This is a genomic window from Ottowia sp. oral taxon 894, from assembly GCF_001262075.1.
Lineage (GTDB): Bacteria > Pseudomonadota > Gammaproteobacteria > Burkholderiales > Burkholderiaceae_C > Ottowia > Ottowia massiliensis.
On the sequence record NZ_CP012073.1, the window covers coordinates 1,744,133 to 1,762,068 of the forward strand.

The following is a 17,936-nucleotide window of genomic DNA, read 5'->3' on the forward strand; positions in this document are numbered from 1 at the left end:
AGCGCCGTGCCACAATCGCGCGCCATTGTCATGTTCACATTCATACACACTTTCTCGCGCTGTCTGCGCCGCTGGTGCGCGGGCGCGGCGGCAGGGCTGCTGGCTGGCGTGGCGCTGGCGCAGCCCGTGCCTGAGCCGCAGGCGGCGCATCAGGAATCCTTTCAGGCAGAAGCGCCGCCGGAGCCGCAACAGGCTTTGCCAGCGGCTCTGGACGAGGGCGAAGAAGCGCCCGTTCGCTTCGCGCCCATTGCCGCACAGCCGCAGCCAGGCGAATCAGGCGAATCAGGCGCGCCGCAAGCGCAGGAGAGCGCCAGCCAGCCGCCAGGCGTTTTGCAGCCGCCTTCGCCCGACGCGCAGCAGATTTACCGCGCCGCGCGCGACAAGCTGGTGCAAATCCGCACGCTGCGGCGCGCCACCCGCACGCAAAGCAGCATTGGCTCCGGCTCGTATGTGGATGCGTCGGGGCTGATCCTGACCAATTTCCACGTCATCAGCGATCTGGCGCTGGAGCCGGACAGCCACCGGGGCGTGAGCGTGAACGTGAATGGCCAGGAAGCCGAAGTGGCCTTGCTGGGTTTTGATGTGCTGCACGATCTGGCCGTGCTGCGCCCCGTGCAGCCGCCTGCCGATCCCGTGCCTGCCTTGCATCTGCGCCCGCAAGGCGAGCCGCTGGAGCAGGGCGAACGCATCTATTCGCTGGGCAACCCGCTGGATGTGGGTTTTGCCATCACCGAGGGCAATTACAACGGGCTGGTGCAGCGCAGCTTTTATCCGCGCATCTTCTTTGGCGGCGCACTCAACCCCGGCATGAGCGGCGGCCCGGCGCTGGACGCGCGCGGCCGCGTGATTGGCGTGAACGTGGCCAAGCGGCTGGACGCCGAGCAGGTGAGCTTTCTCGTGCCCGCCGGGTTCGCGCGCGCCTTGCTGGACAAGGCGCGCCAGGCCGCTCCCATGCAGGGCGCGGCCCATGAGGAAATGGCGCGCCAGCTGCTGGAGCACCAGCAGACGCTGATGGAGCGCCTCATGGCCTCCACGGCGCGCAGCGAGCGCTACGGCCGCTACACCGTGCCGCTGCCCGCCGAAAGCCTGTCGCGTTGCTGGGGCAATGGGCAGGAGCACGAGCCGCGCGCCCTGTTCACGTACGAGCGCAGCGAATGCCGCATAGACAGCAGCGTGTTCACGGGCGATACCGGAGAGGTGGGCGGCATCCAGCTGCGCTACGAGGCGTACGACGCGCCGCGCATACGCGAGCTGGCCTTCGCCTATCAGTATTCGGCCAGCTTCGCCAATGAACCGCTGCCGCAAAACGGCGATGCCCGCCGCAGTGCGGCCGAATGCCGGCAGGACTTCGTTCAGCTCAAGGGCATGCCCGCCCGCGTGGTGCTGTGCATGCGCGCCTACCGCAAGCTGACGGGGCTGTATGACCTCACCGTGCTGGTTGCCAGCGTCAATCAGCCCAAAAGCAGCGTGCTGGGGCGCATGGATGCCGCCGGCCTGTCCTTTGACAATGCCTTGCTGCTGTCGCGCCACTTTCTGGATGGCTTTGCCTGGCAGGCCGATGCCCAGGCCAGCGCGCAAGAGGGGGCTGCGCCATGACCGCCGCCGCGCCTGTGGAACCCGTTCTGTCGCGCGATCTGCCGCAGGACGCATCGCCCGGCCAGCCGCCGCTGCCGCCCCGGGCCGCGCCAGCCGCTCGCGCGCTGGCCGTGCTGGAAGTCAGCGAGCGCGGCCGCCATCTGGCGCAGGCTGTGCCCATCATGCGCTGGCCCTGCACGCTGGGCCGCGCCGTCCATGCCGATGCCGTGCTGACCGATCCGGCGCTGGCTGCCGAACATCTGCGCCTGGGCGTGGACGAGGCGGGCCGCGTGCATGTGCGGGTGCTGGACCGCGTCAATGGCGTCTGGCTGGGCCGCCGCCACATGCGCGGCGGGCAGTCCTTCATCTGGGAGCCGGGCGCGGCGCTGGCCGTGGGCCGCACCCAGCTCATGCTGCGGCTGGCCAGCGCCGAGCCGCCCCCGCCCCAGCCCTGGCGGCCCGCATCGCGGCGTGGCCTGGCCGTCACGGTGCTGGCCGTGGCCGCGCTGCTGGGCTGGGTGGCGGTTGAAACGCTGCTGCGCATGAACACGGCGGGCAATGTCGCGGGCCGCATCCTGTCGGAAAGCCTGGGCGTCTTTCTGCCGCTGCTGGCGTGGGTGCTGCTGTGGATGATGGCCAGCAAGCTCTTCGCGGGTTTTGCCATGTTTGGCCGCCATTTGCGCATTGCGGCTCTGGGGCTGCTGGCTTTTGGCGGCATCGGGGCTGCACTGCACGCAGGCGCCTTTGCCTTTTCGTGGCCTGCGCTGGCGCGCTTTGACCGCAGCCTGGCCTATGCCGTGCTGGCGGCCACTGTGTGGCGGCACCTGTGCGCGGCCACGCCGCTGTCGCGCCGCCTGCTGGCGGGCGGCATGGCCTGCCTGCTGCTGGCGGCCCTGGGCCTGCAACTGGGCTTGCAGTGGCAGTCGCACAAGCGGCTGGGGCAGGGCACGCTCTATCTGTCGCACTTGTATCCGCCTTCCTGGCGGCTGGCCCCCGCGCAGCCGCTGGATGACTTCCTGACGGGCGCGCAGGCGCTCAGGCCCGCCCTGGCCGGGCGCGTGACCGAGCAGGACGAGCACGAAGACAGCGAGCTGGATGAATAAGCCCGCAAGCGCCCCCGCCGCCGCCTTGCAGGAAGCTTCGCGCCTGGCCAGCCAGGGCCGCCTGCCGCAGGCCGCGCAGCTGCTGCGCCAGCACCTGCAAGCGCAACCGGGCGACGCGCTGGCCTGGCAGATGCTGGGCCTGATGCACCTCATGTCCAGTCAATGGCCCGACGCAGCCAGCGCCCTGGAGCAATCGGCCGCGCTCAACGGGCAAGACGCCCGCACCTGGGCCATGCTGGGCGTGGCCTGTAGCCAGCAGGGGCGCGTGCAGCAGGCCATCAGCCACTTTGACGCCGCCGTGGCGCTGGCTCCGGCGGATGCTGCCCTGTGGTGCGACCGGGGCCGCGCGCTGCATGCCGCCCAGCGGCTGGAGGAAGCGCTGGCCAGCGCCGACCGCGCCCTCTCGCTCAATCCGGCGCAGCCCGCCGCCTGGCTGCTGCGCGGCAATGCGCTGCGCGATTTGCGGCGTCTGCCCGAGGCGGTGCAAAGCCTGCAACAGGCCGTGCGGCTGGCGCCTGCCGACGCCCTTCACTGGCACGCGCTGGCGGCGGCGCTGGAAGACGGGCGGCAGTTCGAGAACGCCCTGGCCTGCGCCCGGCGCGGCCTGGCCGTGGCGCCACGGCACAGCGGCCTGTGGGTCAGCCGTGGCAATGCCGAAATGGCGCTGGATCAGCCGCAGCCCGCTGCCGCCAGCTACGAACAGGCTTGCCAGTGCGATCCGGGCAACGCGGACGCGTGGGTGGGCCGCTCGCGCGCGCTGTTCAAGCTGGGCGAAGATGAACAGGCGCTGGACTGTCTGGAAAAAGGCGTGGCGCTGGATGACAAGCCGCCCTTTCTGGCGGAGCTGATGCGCTACAGGCAAAAGCAGGCCCGCTGGGACGATCTGCCCGCGCTCTGGGCGCGCGTTCTGGCGCAGCTGGATGAGCACAACGGCTACAGCATGGCTTTTCCCATGCTGGCGCATCCGGGCGCCACGGGCGCCGATTTGCTGCGCAGCGCGCGCGCCTGCATGGCGGCCGAGCGCGCCAAGCTGCCCCATCCGCTGCCCGCGCGCCCCAAACCGCCCGAACCCGTGCCCGCGCCCGCCGCTGGCCGCCCCTTGCGGGTGGGCTACCTCTCGGGCGACTTGCGCGATCACGCCGTTTCCTACCTGCTGGCGGGCGTGTTCGAGGCGCACGATCGCAGCGCCTTTCGCGTCATCGGCATCGACGCCTGCGCCAAAGCCGTATCTGACACGCCCATGCGCCGGCGCGTGCTGGCCGCCTTTGACGAATCCATCGCCCTGGGCCGCTGCACGCCCGAAGAAGCCGCCAGCCGCATTCGCGCGCTGCGGCTGGATGTGCTGATCGACCTCATGGGCGCCACGGGCGACGGCCAGGCGGGCGTGCCGCTGCTGCGCCCCGCACCGCTGCAAGTGACCTGGCTGGGCTTTCCGGGCACCAGCGGCATGGATGAAATCGACTACATCCTGGCCGACCGCCACGTGGCCCCGCCCGGCAGCGAAGGCGAATTCAGCGAATGCGTCGTGCGCCTGCCCGACACCTTCCAGCCCAACGACAGCCAGCGCGCCATCAGCCCCGCCGTGCCCACGCGCGCCAGCCAGGGCCTGCCCGAAAACGGCTTTGTCTTTTGCTGCCACAACAACACCTACAAAGTGCTGCCCGGCATGTTCGATATCTGGATGCGCCTGCTGCACCGCGTGCCCGGCAGCGTGCTCTGGCTCGTCAATGACGGCGAGCATGTTCGCGCCAATTTGCGCGCGCAGGCCGCGCGGCGCGGCATTGATCCGGCGCGGCTCGTCTTCGCCAGCCACTGTGCTTACCCCGACTACCTGGCCCGCTACCGCCTGGCCGATTTGTTCTTGGACACCCTGCCCTTTAACGCCGGCACCACCGCCAGCGACGCGCTCTGGGCTGGCCTGCCCGTGCTCACGCAAACGGGCCGCAGCTTCGCAGGCCGCATGGCCGCCAGCCTGCTGCACGCCGTGGGCCTGCCCGAACTCGTCACGCAAACGGCCGATGAATACGAGGCCCTGGCCTTGCGCCTGGCCACGCATGCGCAGGAGCTGGCCGCCTTGCGCCAGCGCCTGAACCAGCAGGGCCGCGCCAGCGCGCTGTTTGACACCGCGCGCTTGACGCGCCATCTGGAGCAGGCGCTGCTGACCATGTGCCAGCGCCAGCAGCAAGGGCTGCCGCCGCAGGGCTTTGACGTGCCTGCGCTGCCTGCGGCATGACGGCGGGCGCGGGCACCGCCATTTCGCCCGCTTTCATTCCTTTGCCTTATTTCGCTCCTGGTTTGATAGCGTGATGTCCTAGTGGAAACTGCGCAGATGCCTTTTTTCGTGCCTTGTATTTGCTCCTCTTTTTTAGGTTAAAAGAGGCGCAGAGGCGCGGCTGGAGACCGGCTCCCCGTTGCCGCGCGCTGCGGGCGCAAGCAAAAAGCGGGCCGCGCGGCCCGCTTTTTTCGCAAGCGGCCTGGCTGCGGCTCAGCCGGGCTGCCCGTCCGGTGCCTGGCTTGGCGCAGCGTCCGCCTCGCCCGGCTCCTGCGCGCGGGGCTTGAACAACGCCGCCACCTGCCGCCGGGGCTTGATGTTGGGCGAGAGCAGGCCGGGCCGGGCGATGGCCGGGGCGCTGCGGGCGGCTTTTTCCCAGGCGGGCAATTCGGCGGCTTCGCCCTGCGCGGCAGGCTCGTAGGGCCGGTCGAAAAAGGGGTCTGTCGGCTGGCCTGGCAACTGGCGCGTGGCATAGACGCTGTCGCGCGCGCTGGCATCTGGGCGGCCGTCTGAACGGCCGTCCCTGCGGTCGCGGAAATCGCGCCGCCCACGGTCTTCGCGCCCTTCCCGCCGCTCGCCGCCGGGCAGCGCCAGCGGCTGCACCTGCACTTTTTTCTTGATGAGCTTTTCCACCTCGGCTACCAGCCGCGCGTCGCCCGGGGCCACCAGCGTGACGGCCAGCCCCGAAGCGCCCGCGCGGCCCGTGCGGCCAATGCGGTGCACGTAGTCTTCGGCGTTGAAAGGCACGTCGTAATTGAAGACGGCGGGCACGTCCTTGATGTCCAGCCCGCGCGCGGCCACGTCGGTGCAGACCAGCAAATCGACTTCGCCGGCCTTGAAGGCCTCCAGCGCCTTCAGGCGCTCGTCCTGGCTTTTGTCGCCGTGCAGGGCGGCGCAGCGCAGGCCGTCGCGCTCCAGCGCGCGCGTCAGGCGCGCGCAGCCCAGCTTGCTGTTGGTGAAGATGAAGGCCTGGCGCAAATCGCGCTCTTTGAGAATGTGGCGCACGGCGCGGCGCTTGTCGTCGCCGTCCACGCTGAAAAAAAGCTGCTCGACCGTGGCCGCCGTTTCGTTGGGGCGGGCCGCTTCAATGGCGACGGGCTGGTGCAGGTAGCTTTCGGCCAGCCGCCGGATTTCAGGCGAGAAAGTGGCCGAAAACAGCAGCGTGGTGCGGCTTTTTGGCAGGTGGCTGAGGATGCGCTGCAAATCGGGCAGAAAGCCGATGTCCAGCATGCGGTCGGCCTCGTCCAGCACCACGTATTCCACCTGGCCGAGCACGGCGTTTTTGGCTTCGATGTGATCGAGCAGGCGGCCCGGCGTGGCCACCAGCACTTCCACGCCCTTTTTCAGCTCGGCGGTTTGCGGCTTCATGTCCACGCCGCCAAAGACGACGGCGCTGCGCAAGTGCGTGTATTTGGCATACAGGGCGATTTGCTGCGCCACCTGGTCGGCCAGCTCGCGCGTGGGCAGCAGCACCAGCGCACGCACGGGGTGGCGCGCGGGCGAGGCGGAGGTGTTTTCGTGCTTGAGCAGCCTTTGCAGCAGCGGCAGCGAGAAGGCCGCCGTTTTGCCCGTGCCGGTTTGAGCCGCGCCCATCACGTCTTGCCCGGCCAGCACCACGGGAATGGCCTGCGCCTGGATGGGGGTCATGTTTTCGTAGCCCATCTCGGCCACGGCGCGCTTGAGCGGCTCGGCAAGCGCCAGTGTTGAATAAGCGGTGGTCATTTGGGGCGGCATTCTCGCACTGCGTGCCGGGCCAATGCGGCGGCGCGGCCCGCTGCGCCAGCGGCTGCGGGCCGTGCGCCAAAGAGGCGAACTTCTAGAATCCCGCGCTTTTTCCGCCGCCCTGCTTTTCCGGAACGCTCCGTTCAAAACGCTTTGCCATGACCGCCACGCCGAACCAACCCCAACAGCCCGGCCTCGCCCGCCTTTCCAAGTCATTTGAGCCTGCCGCCATCGAATCTCGCTGGGGGCCGCAGTGGGAAGCGATGGGGCTGGGCCGCGCGGGCTTTCGCGGCACGGGCGCGCCCAGCGCCGAGGCGGCGGCCCGGGGCGAGAACTTTTCCATCCAGCTGCCGCCGCCCAACGTGACGGGCACGCTGCACATGGGCCATGCCTTCAACCAGACCATCATGGACAGCCTCACGCGCTATCACCGCATGCGGGGCTTCAACACGGTCTGGATTCCGGGCGCCGATCACGCGGGCATTGCCACGCAAATCGTGGTGGAGCGCCAGTTGCAGGGCCAGGGGCAAAGCCGTCATGACCTGGGCCGCAAGAATTTCGTGGCCCGCGTGTGGGAGTGGAAGGAGCAGTCGGGCAACACCATCGCGCAGCAAATGCGCCGCATGGGCGACAGCGTGGACTGGAGCCGCGAGTACTTCACGATGGACGAGCGCCTGTCGGAAGTGGTGACCGAAACCTTCGTGCGCCTGTATGAGCAGGGCCTGATTTACCGGGGCAAGCGCCTGGTGAACTGGGACCCGGCGCTCAAAAGCGCGGTGAGCGATCTGGAAGTGGAAAGCGTGGAGTCCGACGGCAAGATGCACTACATCTGCTATCCCTTCGTGGATGGCCCGCAAATGATTGACGGCAAGCTGGAGCGCGGCATGACCATTGCCACCACGCGCCCCGAAACCATGATGGCCGACGGCGCGCTGGCCGTGCACCCCGAAGACGAGCGCTACCGCCACCTGGTGGGCAAGTGGGTGGAGCTGCCGCTGAATAACCGCAACATTCCCATCATTGCCGACGACTTCGTCGATCGCGAATTCGGCTCCGGCTGCGTGAAGATCACCGGCGCGCACGACTTCAACGACTACGCCTGCGCCCAGCGGCATCACTTGCCGCTCATCACCATCTTCACGCCTGAGGCGCGCATCAATGAAAACGGCCCCGCGCCCTATCAGGGGCTGGACCGCTACGAGGCGCGCAAGAAGTTCCTGGCCGATTTGCAGGCAGGCGGTTATGTCATCGACATCAAGCCGCACAAATACATGCTGCCCATTTGCGCCCGCACGGGCCAGGTGGTGGAGCCGATGCTGACCGACCAGTGGTTCGTCGCCATGAGCAAAGTGGGCGAGGGCGAGACGAAATCCATCGCGCAAAAAGCCATCGACGCCGTGCAAAGCGGGCAGGTGCGCTTTGTGCCCGGGCAATGGGTGAACACCTACAACCAGTGGATGGGCAACATTCAGGACTGGTGCATCAGCCGCCAGCTCTGGTGGGGGCACCAGATTCCGGCCTGGTATGGCGAAGACGGGCGCGTGTTCGTGGCCCGCAGCGAGCAAGAGGCCCGCGCCCGGGCCAGCGCGACAGGCTATGAAGGCGCGCTGGAGCGCGACCCCGACGTGCTCGACACTTGGTATTCCTCCGCCCTGGTGCCCTTCAGCACACTGGGCTGGCCCCGGCAGGGTGAAGAGGCCACCAGCGACTACAACCTGTATCTGCCCAGCAGCGTGCTGGTGACGGGCTACGACATCATCTTCTTCTGGGTGGCGCGCATGATCATGATGAGCTGCCACTTCACGGGCCGCGTGCCCTTCCGCGACGTGTACATCCACGGCCTGGTACGCGACGCGCAGGGCAAAAAGATGAGCAAGAGCGAAGGCAATGTGCTCGACCCAGTCGATCTGATCGACGGCATTGCGCTCGAACCCCTGCTCAAAAAGCGCACCACTGGCCTGCGCAAGCCCGAAACCGCGCCGCAGGTAGAAAAAGCCACGCGCAAAGAGTTTCCGCAAGGCATCCCCGCCTACGGGGCCGACGCGCTGCGCTTTACCTTCGCCGCGCTGGCCAGCCTGGGGCGCAGCATCAACTTCGACAGCAAGCGCTGCGAGGGCTACCGCAACTTCTGCAACAAGCTCTGGAACGCCACGCGCTTTGTGCTCATGAACTGCGAAGGCCACGACTGTGGCGATGAAAGCAGCGCCCGGCGCCGCTCTGCCGCCGACCGCTGGATCGTCAGCCGCCTGCAAAAAGCCGAAGCCGCCGCCGCGCAGGGCTTTGCCGACTACCGGCTCGACAACGTGGCCGCCGCCATTTACGACTTTGTGTGGAACGAGTTCTGCGACTGGTATCTGGAAATCGCCAAAGTGCAAATCCAGACCGGCACGCCCGAACAGCAGCGCGCCACGCGCCGCACGCTGCTGCGCGTGCTTGAAGCCGTGCTGCGCCTGGCGCACCCCGTCATTCCCTTCATCACCGAAGAACTCTGGCAAACCGTGGCCCCGCTGGCGGGCCAGGCCGTTCAGCCCGGCCAGAGCATCGCCTGCGCGCCCTACCCGCAAGCGCAGCCTGAACACATCGACGAAGCCGCCGAAACCGAAGTGGCCCACCTGAAGGCGTGGGTGGACGCCTGCCGCGCCCTGCGCGGCGAAATGCAGGTCTCCCCCGCCCAGCGCCTGCCCCTGTATGCCGTGGCGGACACGCCCGAAGCCGCCGCCAGCCTGCGCGCCGCCGCCCCCGCCCTTCAGGCCCTGGCCAAGCTCAGCGAAGTGAAGGTGTTTGACGACACGCCCGCCTGGCAGGCCGCCGCCCAGGCCGCCCCCGTGGCCGTGGCCGGCGGCGCGCGCCTGGCGCTGCACCTTGAAATTGACGCAGCCGCCGAACGCGCCCGGCTGGGCAAGGAAATTGCCCGCATCGAAGGCGAAATCGCCAAAACGCAGGCCAAGCTCGGCAACGAAGCCTTCGTGGCCAAAGCGCCGCCCGCCGTCATCGAGCAGGAAAAAACCCGCGCCGCCACCTTTGGCGCCACGCTGGCGCGCCTGCAAGAGCAACTGGCGCGGCTGCCCAAGTGACCCCGCCCGCCGCCCAAGCCCGCGCTTTCGCCCGCAGGCGGGCTGCGGACCGCTTTTCAGGATGGATGAGCGCCTCTGAATTCGCTCCTCTATTCATAGCGTGAGGTCCTAGTGCAGAAAGCGCAGCGGGCATTTTTATCGCCCTTGATTTGCTCCTGTTTTTTAAATGATGCCTGGCGGAAGGGAACGGCCCAGCAAGCCATCTCACCCGCCCGTGCCATCCGCATCCATTCCGGCCTGCGGAGCGGATGGGCCGCCATGAAGGCATGTCTGCCATGCGGTGCGGTGGCCCCGCGCGACATACTTGCCAGCCCGTTCAACTTCGCCACGCCCGCAGTTCATGACGCCCCGCATCGCTCATGGTGATTTGCTGGATCAGCCCGCGCAGGTGCTGGTCAATGCCTGGAACCGCAACATCATCCCCTGGTGGCTGCTGCTGCCGCAGGGCGTGTCCGGGGCCATTCGGCGGCGGGCGGGCTGCGCGCCTTTTCGCGAGCTGGGGCGCATGGGGCCGATTCCCCTGGGCGGGGCGGTGCTCACGGGCGCGGGGCGGCTGCCGTGCAAGGCGCTGATTCATGTGGCGGGCATCAGCCTGTGGTGGCGCGCGAGCGAGGCGTCCATTGGCCAGTCGGTGCATTCGGCCATGCGGCTGGTCAATGAGCACGGCTTTGCCAGCGTGGCGTTTCCGCTGATTGGCGCCAGTACCGGCGGTTTTGGCGCAGAAGGATCGCTGCGCGTGATGCTGTCGGCATTCAAAGACATTGAGTCTGCCGCAGAGGTCACGATAGTGCGCTACCCGGACTGAGCCAGCCGTGCAGCCCAAGAGAATCGGGCGGATCAGGGAAGGCTGCCCACACAACATAAGCAGATGCCGCCATATCTGGAAAAGGCGCCCAGTAACGGCCTGGGCTGTGCATGATGGAAACAATGTCAGACATTCGCAATGCAGCTTGCCGGGCGCAAGGCTGCATTTTGTTGCGCCCCGCTGAATGAACGCAGTCCAAGCACCGCAGGCAAAAAACACATCGTCTGACTTTGTGACCAAAGGCGGAAAGCTGGCAGGGCCTTTAGGAAAACAGCCAGTCGATTTGCTGCAAAAGCTGCCACGGTTTTGTAATAGAAAAGATCATGCATAAAGTTGACAAGGGTAGCCAAGGGGTGGCAAATGCTGTTTTCAGTGTTTTGGCAGCTTTGGAAAGATTCGGGGATTCGCATCATAGGCAGTGATGAATAAATCGGTATTTCAAGCCAGCTTTGAAGAGAGTTTGAATCTGGAAAATGATGGATTCCGGAAATTGCAGGACGCGCAGCATCTCAAAACAGCCGCGCATTTTGACAAGGGAAGTTCTTCTCTGATATTCAAGCTCTATAGCTTTATGTTGGCGGCAGTCTTTGTGATAGGGCTTAACTTTATGGTGCTTGTTATCTCCGTCATGCTTCATGACGAAGCCGGAGAATTGAGGATTCCCATCAATGAAAAAAGTTTCTTGACGGCTGAAGTCTTTCTGATTGGCCTGTTTCTTTGGCTGTTGCTGGTGCTGGCCGGGAAGGCGATAAAACGAAACTATATATTGCCTTATCGCTATAATTTTCATATTTTTACGGCAATGATCTGGTTCTTGTTGGAGCTGGATCTGCTGTTCACTGATTTTCTTTTGCCTGCTCTGTCATTCTTTTGGGTTGGCGCTATTTATGCTTTCATGATATTTCTGGCTGGCTGGATGCTTGTTGCAAAACTGAAGTATCTGAGAAGGCTTTTGTATCATGAAGCCGCAACGCCCGCTCTACAGGATAAAGTTGCCGGTCTCATGGCTGTGTATGGAATGGGGATTCTAGGGGCGGGGATTATGATCAAACTGATGTTAGGAAGCTCTTCGCTGGAACTGTCAGCATCAATACAAGCTTTGGGATTTTTATTGGCGTGGGTCATCATCAATGCCGGATCCATTGCCGCTGTTATTTTCGTAGGGTTTCCTTATTTTCTGCTGGTGTATTACAAATTCAAATATCCTGAAGAATACCGAAAACGGGAAGGAAAATCGCTGGAGGATTGGTATGGCAGGCGTTTTTTGAGGCAACACAAGGAGTTGTTGGAAAATGGATAAATCAAAAGAATGGCTGCCGCTTGGCAGCGTTGTTTACCTGGATCAGGGGCTGCAAGGCCCAGCGCCACCCGGGTTTGTGCTTTTCGCGCCTGCGCACGGGCTTTGAACAGGCTCTTGGCGCACAGACCGGGCGGGAGTGAACGGACAAGGAGACAAGGAAAAAAGGGGCTTTCCAGCCCCTTTTTCATTGCCGCGCCTTGTGCAGCAGGTGCATGACCGCCACCAGCAAGGCCCCGGTAGCCAGGCCCGCGCCTGCGTCCAGCAGCAGCGGCAGCAGCGCGCCGGTCAGGCCGCCCGCTGCCTGCCAGCCGTGGGCCAGGTGGTGCAGCGCGGGCACGCCGTGAACGAGGATGCCGCCGCCGACCAGAAACATGGCGGCGGTGCCGGCCACCGTGAGCAGCTTCATCAGCCACGGGGCCAGGCGCAAGATGGCGCGGCCCGCCGCCTGCGCGGCGCGGCTGGCGCGCCGGCTGAGAAACAGGCCCGCGTCGTCGAGCTTGACGATGGCGGCCACCAGGCCATACACGCCTGCCGTCATGATGAGGGCGACGCCCGCCAGCACGGCCAGCTGCGTGGGCAGCGGCTGGCCTGTGACATTGCCCAGGGTGATGGCGATGATTTCGGCAGAGAGCACGAAATCGGTTCGCACGGCGCCTTTGACTTTGGCTTTTTCCAGCGCGGCCAGATCGGTTTCAGCGCGCGCGTCTGCTCCGGGCGCGGCTTCATGCTCTTTTTCATGCCCGCCCAGAAAGCGGTGCGCGAGCTTTTCGGCGCCTTCAAAGCACAAAAAAGCGCCGCCGGCCATGAGCAGCGGCGTGACCAGCCACGGCGCCAGCGCGCTGATGGCCAGCGCGGCGGGCACCAAAATGGCTTTGTTCACGAGCGAGCCTTTGGCCACGCCCCAGACCACGGGCAGCTCGCGGTCGGCACGCACGCCCGCCACCTGCTGGGCGTTGAGCGCCAGGTCATCGCCCAGCACGCCCGCCGTTTTTTGCGCGGAAAGTTTGGTGAGCACGGCCACGTCATCAACGGCGGCGGCGCTTTTGCGGGCGGCCATCTTGGTCATGAGGGCCACGTCATCCAGCACGGAGGCAATGTCGTCAAGCAGGGCAAGCAAGCTGGCGGCCATGAGAAATCCTTGGGTTGAAGTGAAGAATCAAAAGCGGCGTCAAAGCTGTTCGAGATAGGCGGTGATGGGCGCGGTTTCGCTCACGCGGCGCAAGTCGCCAAAGGCGGCGGCCGCTTGCGGATAGCGCGCCTGCAAGGCGTGCAGCCACTGCTTGAGCCGCCCGGCGCGGTGGCGCGGCTGCACGCGCTGGCACACATCGCGCCAGAAGCGCCGCAGCAGCGGCGGCAGCGCCGCCCAGGGCAGCGCGCCGCCGCCTGCAATTTGCAGCGCCAGGCCCGGGTTGGCGACCATGCCGCGCCCGATCATCAGCGCCTGGCAGCCCGTGACGGCGCGGCAGCGGGCAGCGTCTTCGGGCGTGAGGATGTCGCCATTGGCCACCACCGGCACGGCCACGCTGGCGCGGATGTCGGCCACGCGCTCCCAGTGCGCGGGCGGGCGGTAGCCCTGCGCGCGCGTGCGGGCGTGCACCACGATTTCGCCAGCGCCGCCTGCGGCCAGCGCCTGCGCGCATTCAATGGCGCGTGCATCGTCCATGTAGCCCAGCCGCATCTTGGCCGATACGGGCAGGTGTGCGGGCACGGCGCGGCGCACGGCGGCAGTGATGGCGTGCAGCAGCTGCGGCTCGTCCAGCAGCACGGCCCCGCCGCGATGGCGGTTCACCGTTTTGGCCGGGCAGCCAAAGTTCAGATCCACCCCGTGCGGGGAAATGGCCGCCAGGCGCGCGGCGTTTTCAGCCAGGCAGGCCGGGTCTGAACCCAGCAGCTGCGGCCGCAAGGGCACGCCCGCTGGCGTGAAGCCGCCGTTGAGCAGCTCCGGCGCCACGCGCGTGAAGCTGCGCAGCGGCAGCAGCTGGTCGGTCACGCGGATGAATTCCGACACGCAGCGCTGCACGCCGCCCACTTGCGTGAGCGCGTCGCGCAGGGTGCAATCGAGCAAGCCTTCCATGGGGGCCAGAAGAATCGTCATGGCGCTGCAATCGTCGTGGCGGCCCGCCGTCAGAAGCCGCTGCGCAGGCCGCCCGCCGGTTGGCGCTTTCGCAGGCGGGCTGGGCGGGCGTGAGCGCATGCACCAGAGCGCCGGAGCGCGCCCGGAACCCGCCCCTTGCCTTTGCGGCCAGCGCAAAGTTGCGTGCAGACCGGGATGGAAGGCATTATTTCGCTCCTTTATTCATAGCTGTATGTCCTAGTGGAAAGTGCGCAAGGCGGCATTTTGGCCCCTTGAATTTGCTCCTGTTTCTGATGCCGCGAGCCGCCCGGCTCAGGCCACCCTTTGCACCTGCTGCGGCTTGAAGCCGAAGTGGCCGTCGCGCCCCTTGCGCGCGCGGGCGGCCAGGGCGTTGTTCAGGCTGCGGATTTCCAGCACTTCCTCGCGCGCTTTGCCGCCGCGCCCTGTGCCGGTGACGCGGATGCCGCGCGCGTAGCTGGCTGCGCCGGCCAGGGCGTCGCCTTTTTCCAGGGCGATGAGGGTCAGGCCGCGCCCGCCTTTTTCCATCAGCCTGATTTCTTCGAGCGCGAAGGTGAGCAGCCGCCCGCCGGTGGAAACGCAGGCCACGTGCGTGTCCGCCGCGCCGGTTGTCTGCCCGCTTGATGCCTGCCCGCCTGCTGGCGCTTCGCCTGTGTGCACGAGGGCCGGGCGGCAGATGCGGGCGCCTTCGGCCAGGGTGATGAAGCTTTTGCCGCCTTTGTGGCGCGAGAGCATGTGCTCCACCTGCGCCAGAAAGCCGTGGCCGCTGCTGGCGCAAAGCAGCAGCGTGGCGCTGGCCGGGCCGGCGAAGTAGTGCACGGGCTGGCTGCCCGCTTGCAGCTCGATGAGCGTGGTGACGGGCTGGCCGTCGCCGCGCGCGCCGGGCAGGCTGGCGACGGGGGCGCTGTAGACGCGCCCGTCGCTGCCGAAGATGAGCAGGTGATCGACGCTGCGGCACTCGAAGGCGGCATACAGCCCGTCGCCCGCCTTGAAGGCAAAGGCCGCCGCGTCGTGCCCGTGCCCTTGCCGCGCGCGCGCCCAGCCTTGGGCGCTGATGATGACGGTGACGGGTTCATCAGCCACTTTCACCTCGGCCACGGCTTTTTTCTCGGCGTGAATGAGCGTGCGGCGCGCGTCGCCGAATTCTTGGGCGTCGGCCTCGATTTCGCTGACCATCAGGCGGCGCAAGGCGGCAGGGCTGTCCAGAATTTCCTGCAAGGCGGCTTGCTGCTGGCGCAGCTGGGCCAGCTCCTGCTCGATGCGGATGGCTTCCAGCCGCGCCAGTTGCCGCAGGCGGATGTCCAGAATGTCGTCGGCTTGCGCTTGCGTGAGGGCAAAGCGGGCGATGAGCGCGGCCTTCGGTTCGTCGCTTTCGCGGATGATGGCAATCACTTCGTCGATGTTGAGCAGCACGATTTGCCGCCCTTCCAGGATGTGGATGCGCTCGCTCACCTTGCGCAGCCGGTGCTGGCTGCGGCGCGTGATGGCGCCCTGGCGGAAGGCGATCCATTCGGTGAGCATGTGCCGCAGCGGCTTTTGCACGGGCTTGCCGTCCAGCCCTACCACCGTCAGGTTCACGGGGGCCGAGGTTTCCAGGCTGGTGTGCGCCAGCAGCGTTTGCGCCAGCTCTTGCTGGCTGATGGCGCGGCTTTTGGGCGCGAGCACGATGCGCACGGGCGCCTGCTTGCCCGATTCGTCGCGCACTTCGTCCAGCACGGCCAGCAGTGCGGCCTTGAGCTGCGTTTGCTCTTGCGTCAGGGCCTTTTTGCCCGCGCGCACCTTGGGGTTGGTGATTTCTTCGATTTCTTCCAGCACTTTCTGCGTGGAAACGCCCGGGGGCAGCTCGGTCACCACCATCTGCCACTGGCCGCGCGCCAGCTCTTCCACCTTCCAGCGCGCGCGCACTTTCAGGCTGCCGCGCCCGGTGCGGTAGGCGTTTTCGATGTCGCTGGCGGGGCTGATGATTTGTCCGCCGCCGGGGTAGTCAGGCCCGGGCAGGAGGGCAAAAAGCGCTTCGTCGCTCAAGGCCTCGTTGCCAATGAGCGCCACGCAGGCATCGGCCACTTCGCGCAGGTTGTGGCTGGGAATTTCGCAGGCCAGGCCCACGGCAATGCCGCTGGCGCCATTGAGCAGCGCAAAGGGCAGGCGCGCGGGCAGCTGGCGCGGCTCTTCGGCGCTGCCGTCGTAGTTGGGCGCGAAGTCCACCGTGCCTTCGTCTATTTCTTGCAGCAGCAGCTGCGTGATGCGCGACAGGCGCGCTTCGGTGTAGCGCATGGCGGCTGCGCCGTCGCCATCGCGGCTGCCGAAGTTGCCTTGCCCGTCAATGAGCGGGTAGCGCAGCGAAAAGTCTTGCGCCATGCGCACCAGCGCGTCATACGCGGCGCTGTCGCCGTGCGGGTGGAACTTGCCCAGCACGTCGCCCACCACGCGCGCGCTTTTCACGGGCTTGGCCCCGCTGGCCGCGTTGGCGCCCGCAAAGCCCAGCCCCATGCGGCCCATGGCGTAGAGGATGCGGCGCTGCACGGGCTTTTGCCCGTCGCACACATCCGGCAGGGCGCGGCCCTTGACCACGCTCAGCGCGTATTCCAGATACGCCTGCTGCGCGTAGGCCGCCAGCGCCGGGGCGTCATCGTCGCGGCCGGCGCCGGTCTGCGCGCTGAAAAGGTTTTCGTCACTCATGCTGTGCAATCGCTCGTTTTTTGATAGCTGCCCGCACCCATTCCACGGGGACTTCAGGCCAATTGGGGCCTGAAACTGGAGCCGGAAAACAGCCGCCGCAGCCCGGCGGCGGCCTGCGGCAAAAAGGCGCGAGTATGAAGCGCCGAGCCGCGCGCCCTGATGCCCTGATGCGCCCGGCGGCGGGCTACGACGCGGGCGCGTCAGCCTGCGCCCGGCCTGCCGCGTCTGAATCGCTGGCCGGGCCCGGCCCGTCCGCGCCGCTGGCCGCTGGCAGCGCCACGCGCAGCCAGGAAGGCGCGCCCAGCTCCGCCGCCGCAATCGCCGGACTGACCTGCCCCGGCGCCTGCGGGCGGAAGGCGCCATACAGGTGCATCACCTTCTGCACATAGCCTTGTGTCTCGCGGTAGTCCGGCACGCGGTTGCCCGCGCGGCGCACTGCGCCCTCGCCCGCGTTGTAGGCGGCAATGGCCAGGGCGGGCCGCCCTTCAAACTTTTGCAGCAGGTAATTGAGGTGGCGCGCGCCCGCCTCGATGTTGGTGCGCGGATCCGCCAGCCCATCGGCCTGCACGCCGTACTGGCGCGCCGTGGCGGGCATCAGCTGCATCAGCCCCACCGCCCCGGCGTGCGAGACCGCGCCGGGGTTGAAGCTCGACTCCGCCGCCGCCACTGCCTTGAGCAGCCCGTAGTCCAGCGCGTACTTGCGCGCCGCATCGCGCAAGTGCGGCTGCACCGCGTGGTAGCGCGGCGACGCCTCCAGCCGCGCCATGCCCTGCGGCAGCGGCGCATGGCGGTTGATCTCCTTCAGCCGCGTCGTTGCATCCTTGATCTGCGCCAGCCGCTCCATGCTCGCGCCCTTGACCAGAAACTGCCCCGGCGTGCCCAGCGGCTCCGCCGAAAAATAAATGGCCCCCGCCGCGTCCACGTGCATCCACAAATCAGCCCGCGCCTGCACGCTCCAGGCCAGCGCCAGGGCAGGCAGCGCCACGCGGCAAAGCAGGCAGGGCAGTGGAAAAGACGGTTTCATCAATCTGCGATTCGGTTCAAAGGCGCGGGGCCAAGATGTGAAGGCCAGGCTCTGCGCCCCGGTCATGGGCATCCGGTCTTTGTATCAGAAAGAGGTTACAAAATGAATGGAATTGTCAAAACCATCGTTCATTCCCCGGCTTTCTTTGCGCGCAGGCAACAGCCGCTGCGGGCCGCGCACGATATTTGCCCTGGCTATAATCCGCGCTTTCGCCGACTTAGCTCAGTTGGTAGAGCAACGCACTCGTAACGCGTAGGTCGCCAGTTCGATCCCGGCAGTCGGCACCAAAG

General features: G+C 66.6%; 12 protein-coding genes and 1 tRNA gene. 7 read left to right on the plus strand and 6 right to left on the minus strand.

What is annotated here, in order from left to right; translation table 11 throughout:
- Positions 1-30: 30 nt before the first annotated feature.
- From ADJ79_RS07595 to ADJ79_RS07605, 3 genes are read left to right on the plus strand one after another with little or no spacing between them, the layout of a single operon-like run.
- Positions 31-1,596 carry a S1C family serine protease gene (locus tag ADJ79_RS07595; RefSeq protein ID WP_082203376.1) on the plus strand — a complete coding sequence of 522 codons (1,566 nt, stop codon included), beginning with the start codon at positions 31-33 and terminating at the stop codon, positions 1,594-1,596.
- The gene (locus ADJ79_RS07600) at positions 1,593-2,678 is read left to right on the plus strand and encodes an FHA domain-containing protein (RefSeq protein WP_050715463.1); all 1,086 of its coding nucleotides are present in this window, start codon (positions 1,593-1,595) and stop codon (positions 2,676-2,678) included. The genes ADJ79_RS07595 and ADJ79_RS07600 overlap by 4 nt, the downstream gene beginning before the upstream one ends.
- The gene (locus tag ADJ79_RS07605; RefSeq protein ID WP_050715464.1) at positions 2,671-4,911 is read left to right on the plus strand and encodes a tetratricopeptide repeat protein; all 2,241 of its coding nucleotides are present in this window, start codon (positions 2,671-2,673) and stop codon (positions 4,909-4,911) included. Before ADJ79_RS07600 ends, ADJ79_RS07605 begins: the two co-directional genes overlap by 8 nt.
- Before the next feature lie 252 nt (positions 4,912-5,163).
- On the opposite strand, the gene ADJ79_RS07610 is transcribed toward ADJ79_RS07605, so the two are convergent.
- Positions 5,164-6,672, minus strand: coding sequence for a DEAD/DEAH box helicase (locus ADJ79_RS07610; RefSeq protein ID WP_050716495.1), 1,509 nt, complete (start codon positions 6,670-6,672; stop codon positions 5,164-5,166).
- Between the two features lie 158 nt (positions 6,673-6,830).
- Here ADJ79_RS07610 and ADJ79_RS07615 point away from each other — a divergent pair, with 158 nt between their 5' ends.
- Positions 6,831-9,746 (plus strand): valine--tRNA ligase, encoded by a 2,916-nt coding sequence (locus tag ADJ79_RS07615; RefSeq protein WP_050715465.1) that lies wholly within the window; start codon positions 6,831-6,833, stop codon positions 9,744-9,746.
- Positions 9,747-10,086: 340 nt separating this feature from the next.
- Positions 10,087-10,551, plus strand: a complete 465-nt coding sequence (locus ADJ79_RS07620) for a macro domain-containing protein (RefSeq protein WP_050715466.1) — start codon at positions 10,087-10,089, stop codon at positions 10,549-10,551.
- 125 nt (positions 10,552-10,676) lie between these two features.
- On the opposite strand, the gene ADJ79_RS14250 is transcribed toward ADJ79_RS07620, so the two are convergent.
- Positions 10,677-10,961 (minus strand): hypothetical protein, encoded by a 285-nt coding sequence (locus ADJ79_RS14250; protein ID WP_172674043.1) that lies wholly within the window; start codon positions 10,959-10,961, stop codon positions 10,677-10,679.
- A gap of 11 nt (positions 10,962-10,972) precedes the next feature.
- Here ADJ79_RS14250 and ADJ79_RS07625 point away from each other — a divergent pair, with 11 nt between their 5' ends.
- Positions 10,973-11,851 carry a hypothetical protein gene (locus tag ADJ79_RS07625; RefSeq protein WP_050715467.1) on the plus strand — a complete coding sequence of 293 codons (879 nt, stop codon included), beginning with the start codon at positions 10,973-10,975 and terminating at the stop codon, positions 11,849-11,851.
- Positions 11,852-12,035: 184 nt separating this feature from the next.
- Here the strand turns inward: ADJ79_RS07625 and ADJ79_RS07630 are convergent, their stop codons facing one another.
- The 4 genes from ADJ79_RS07630 to ADJ79_RS07645 all read right to left on the minus strand — a co-directional run bounded on the left by ADJ79_RS07630 (position 12,036) and on the right by ADJ79_RS07645 (position 17,646).
- Entirely contained in the window at positions 12,036-12,980 is a 945-nt protein-coding gene (locus ADJ79_RS07630; RefSeq protein ID WP_050715468.1) for a DUF808 domain-containing protein, read from the minus strand.
- A 39-nt stretch (positions 12,981-13,019) separates the two neighbouring features.
- Complete coding sequence (locus ADJ79_RS07635; protein WP_050715469.1) at positions 13,020-13,946, minus strand: tRNA-dihydrouridine synthase; 927 nt, start codon at positions 13,944-13,946, stop codon at positions 13,020-13,022.
- Between the two features lie 291 nt (positions 13,947-14,237).
- A complete protein-coding gene (parC, locus tag ADJ79_RS07640) occupies positions 14,238-16,622 on the minus strand; it encodes a DNA topoisomerase IV subunit A (protein WP_050715470.1) in 2,385 nt (794 codons plus the stop codon).
- Between the two features lie 184 nt (positions 16,623-16,806).
- On the minus strand, positions 16,807-17,646 hold the full coding sequence (locus ADJ79_RS07645) for a lytic transglycosylase domain-containing protein (RefSeq protein WP_050715471.1): 840 nt from the start codon (positions 17,644-17,646) through the stop codon (positions 16,807-16,809).
- Positions 17,647-17,857: 211 nt separating this feature from the next.
- Here ADJ79_RS07645 and ADJ79_RS07650 point away from each other — a divergent pair.
- Positions 17,858-17,933 (plus strand) — tRNA-Thr (locus ADJ79_RS07650).
- Positions 17,934-17,936: the final 3 nt, after the last annotated feature.

Bases quoted from the DNA above. Each gene is read 5' to 3' on its own strand.
- ADJ79_RS07595 (WP_082203376.1), top strand. From the start codon at position 31: ATGTTCACATTCATACACACTTTCTCGCGCTGTCTGCGCCGCTGGTGC.
- ADJ79_RS07600 (WP_050715463.1), top strand. From the start codon at position 1,593: ATGACCGCCGCCGCGCCTGTGGAACCCGTTCTGTCGCGCGATCTGCCG.
- ADJ79_RS07605 (WP_050715464.1), top strand. From the start codon at position 2,671: ATGAATAAGCCCGCAAGCGCCCCCGCCGCCGCCTTGCAGGAAGCTTCG.
- ADJ79_RS07610 (WP_050716495.1), bottom strand. From the start codon at position 6,672: ATGACCACCGCTTATTCAACACTGGCGCTTGCCGAGCCGCTCAAGCGC.
- ADJ79_RS07615 (WP_050715465.1), top strand. From the start codon at position 6,831: ATGACCGCCACGCCGAACCAACCCCAACAGCCCGGCCTCGCCCGCCTT.
- ADJ79_RS07620 (WP_050715466.1), top strand. From the start codon at position 10,087: ATGACGCCCCGCATCGCTCATGGTGATTTGCTGGATCAGCCCGCGCAG.
- ADJ79_RS14250 (WP_172674043.1), bottom strand. From the start codon at position 10,961: ATGCGAATCCCCGAATCTTTCCAAAGCTGCCAAAACACTGAAAACAGC.
- ADJ79_RS07625 (WP_050715467.1), top strand. From the start codon at position 10,973: ATGAATAAATCGGTATTTCAAGCCAGCTTTGAAGAGAGTTTGAATCTG.
- ADJ79_RS07630 (WP_050715468.1), bottom strand. From the start codon at position 12,980: ATGGCCGCCAGCTTGCTTGCCCTGCTTGACGACATTGCCTCCGTGCTG.
- ADJ79_RS07635 (WP_050715469.1), bottom strand. From the start codon at position 13,946: ATGACGATTCTTCTGGCCCCCATGGAAGGCTTGCTCGATTGCACCCTG.
- parC (WP_050715470.1), bottom strand. From the start codon at position 16,622: ATGAGTGACGAAAACCTTTTCAGCGCGCAGACCGGCGCCGGCCGCGAC.
- ADJ79_RS07645 (WP_050715471.1), bottom strand. From the start codon at position 17,646: ATGAAACCGTCTTTTCCACTGCCCTGCCTGCTTTGCCGCGTGGCGCTG.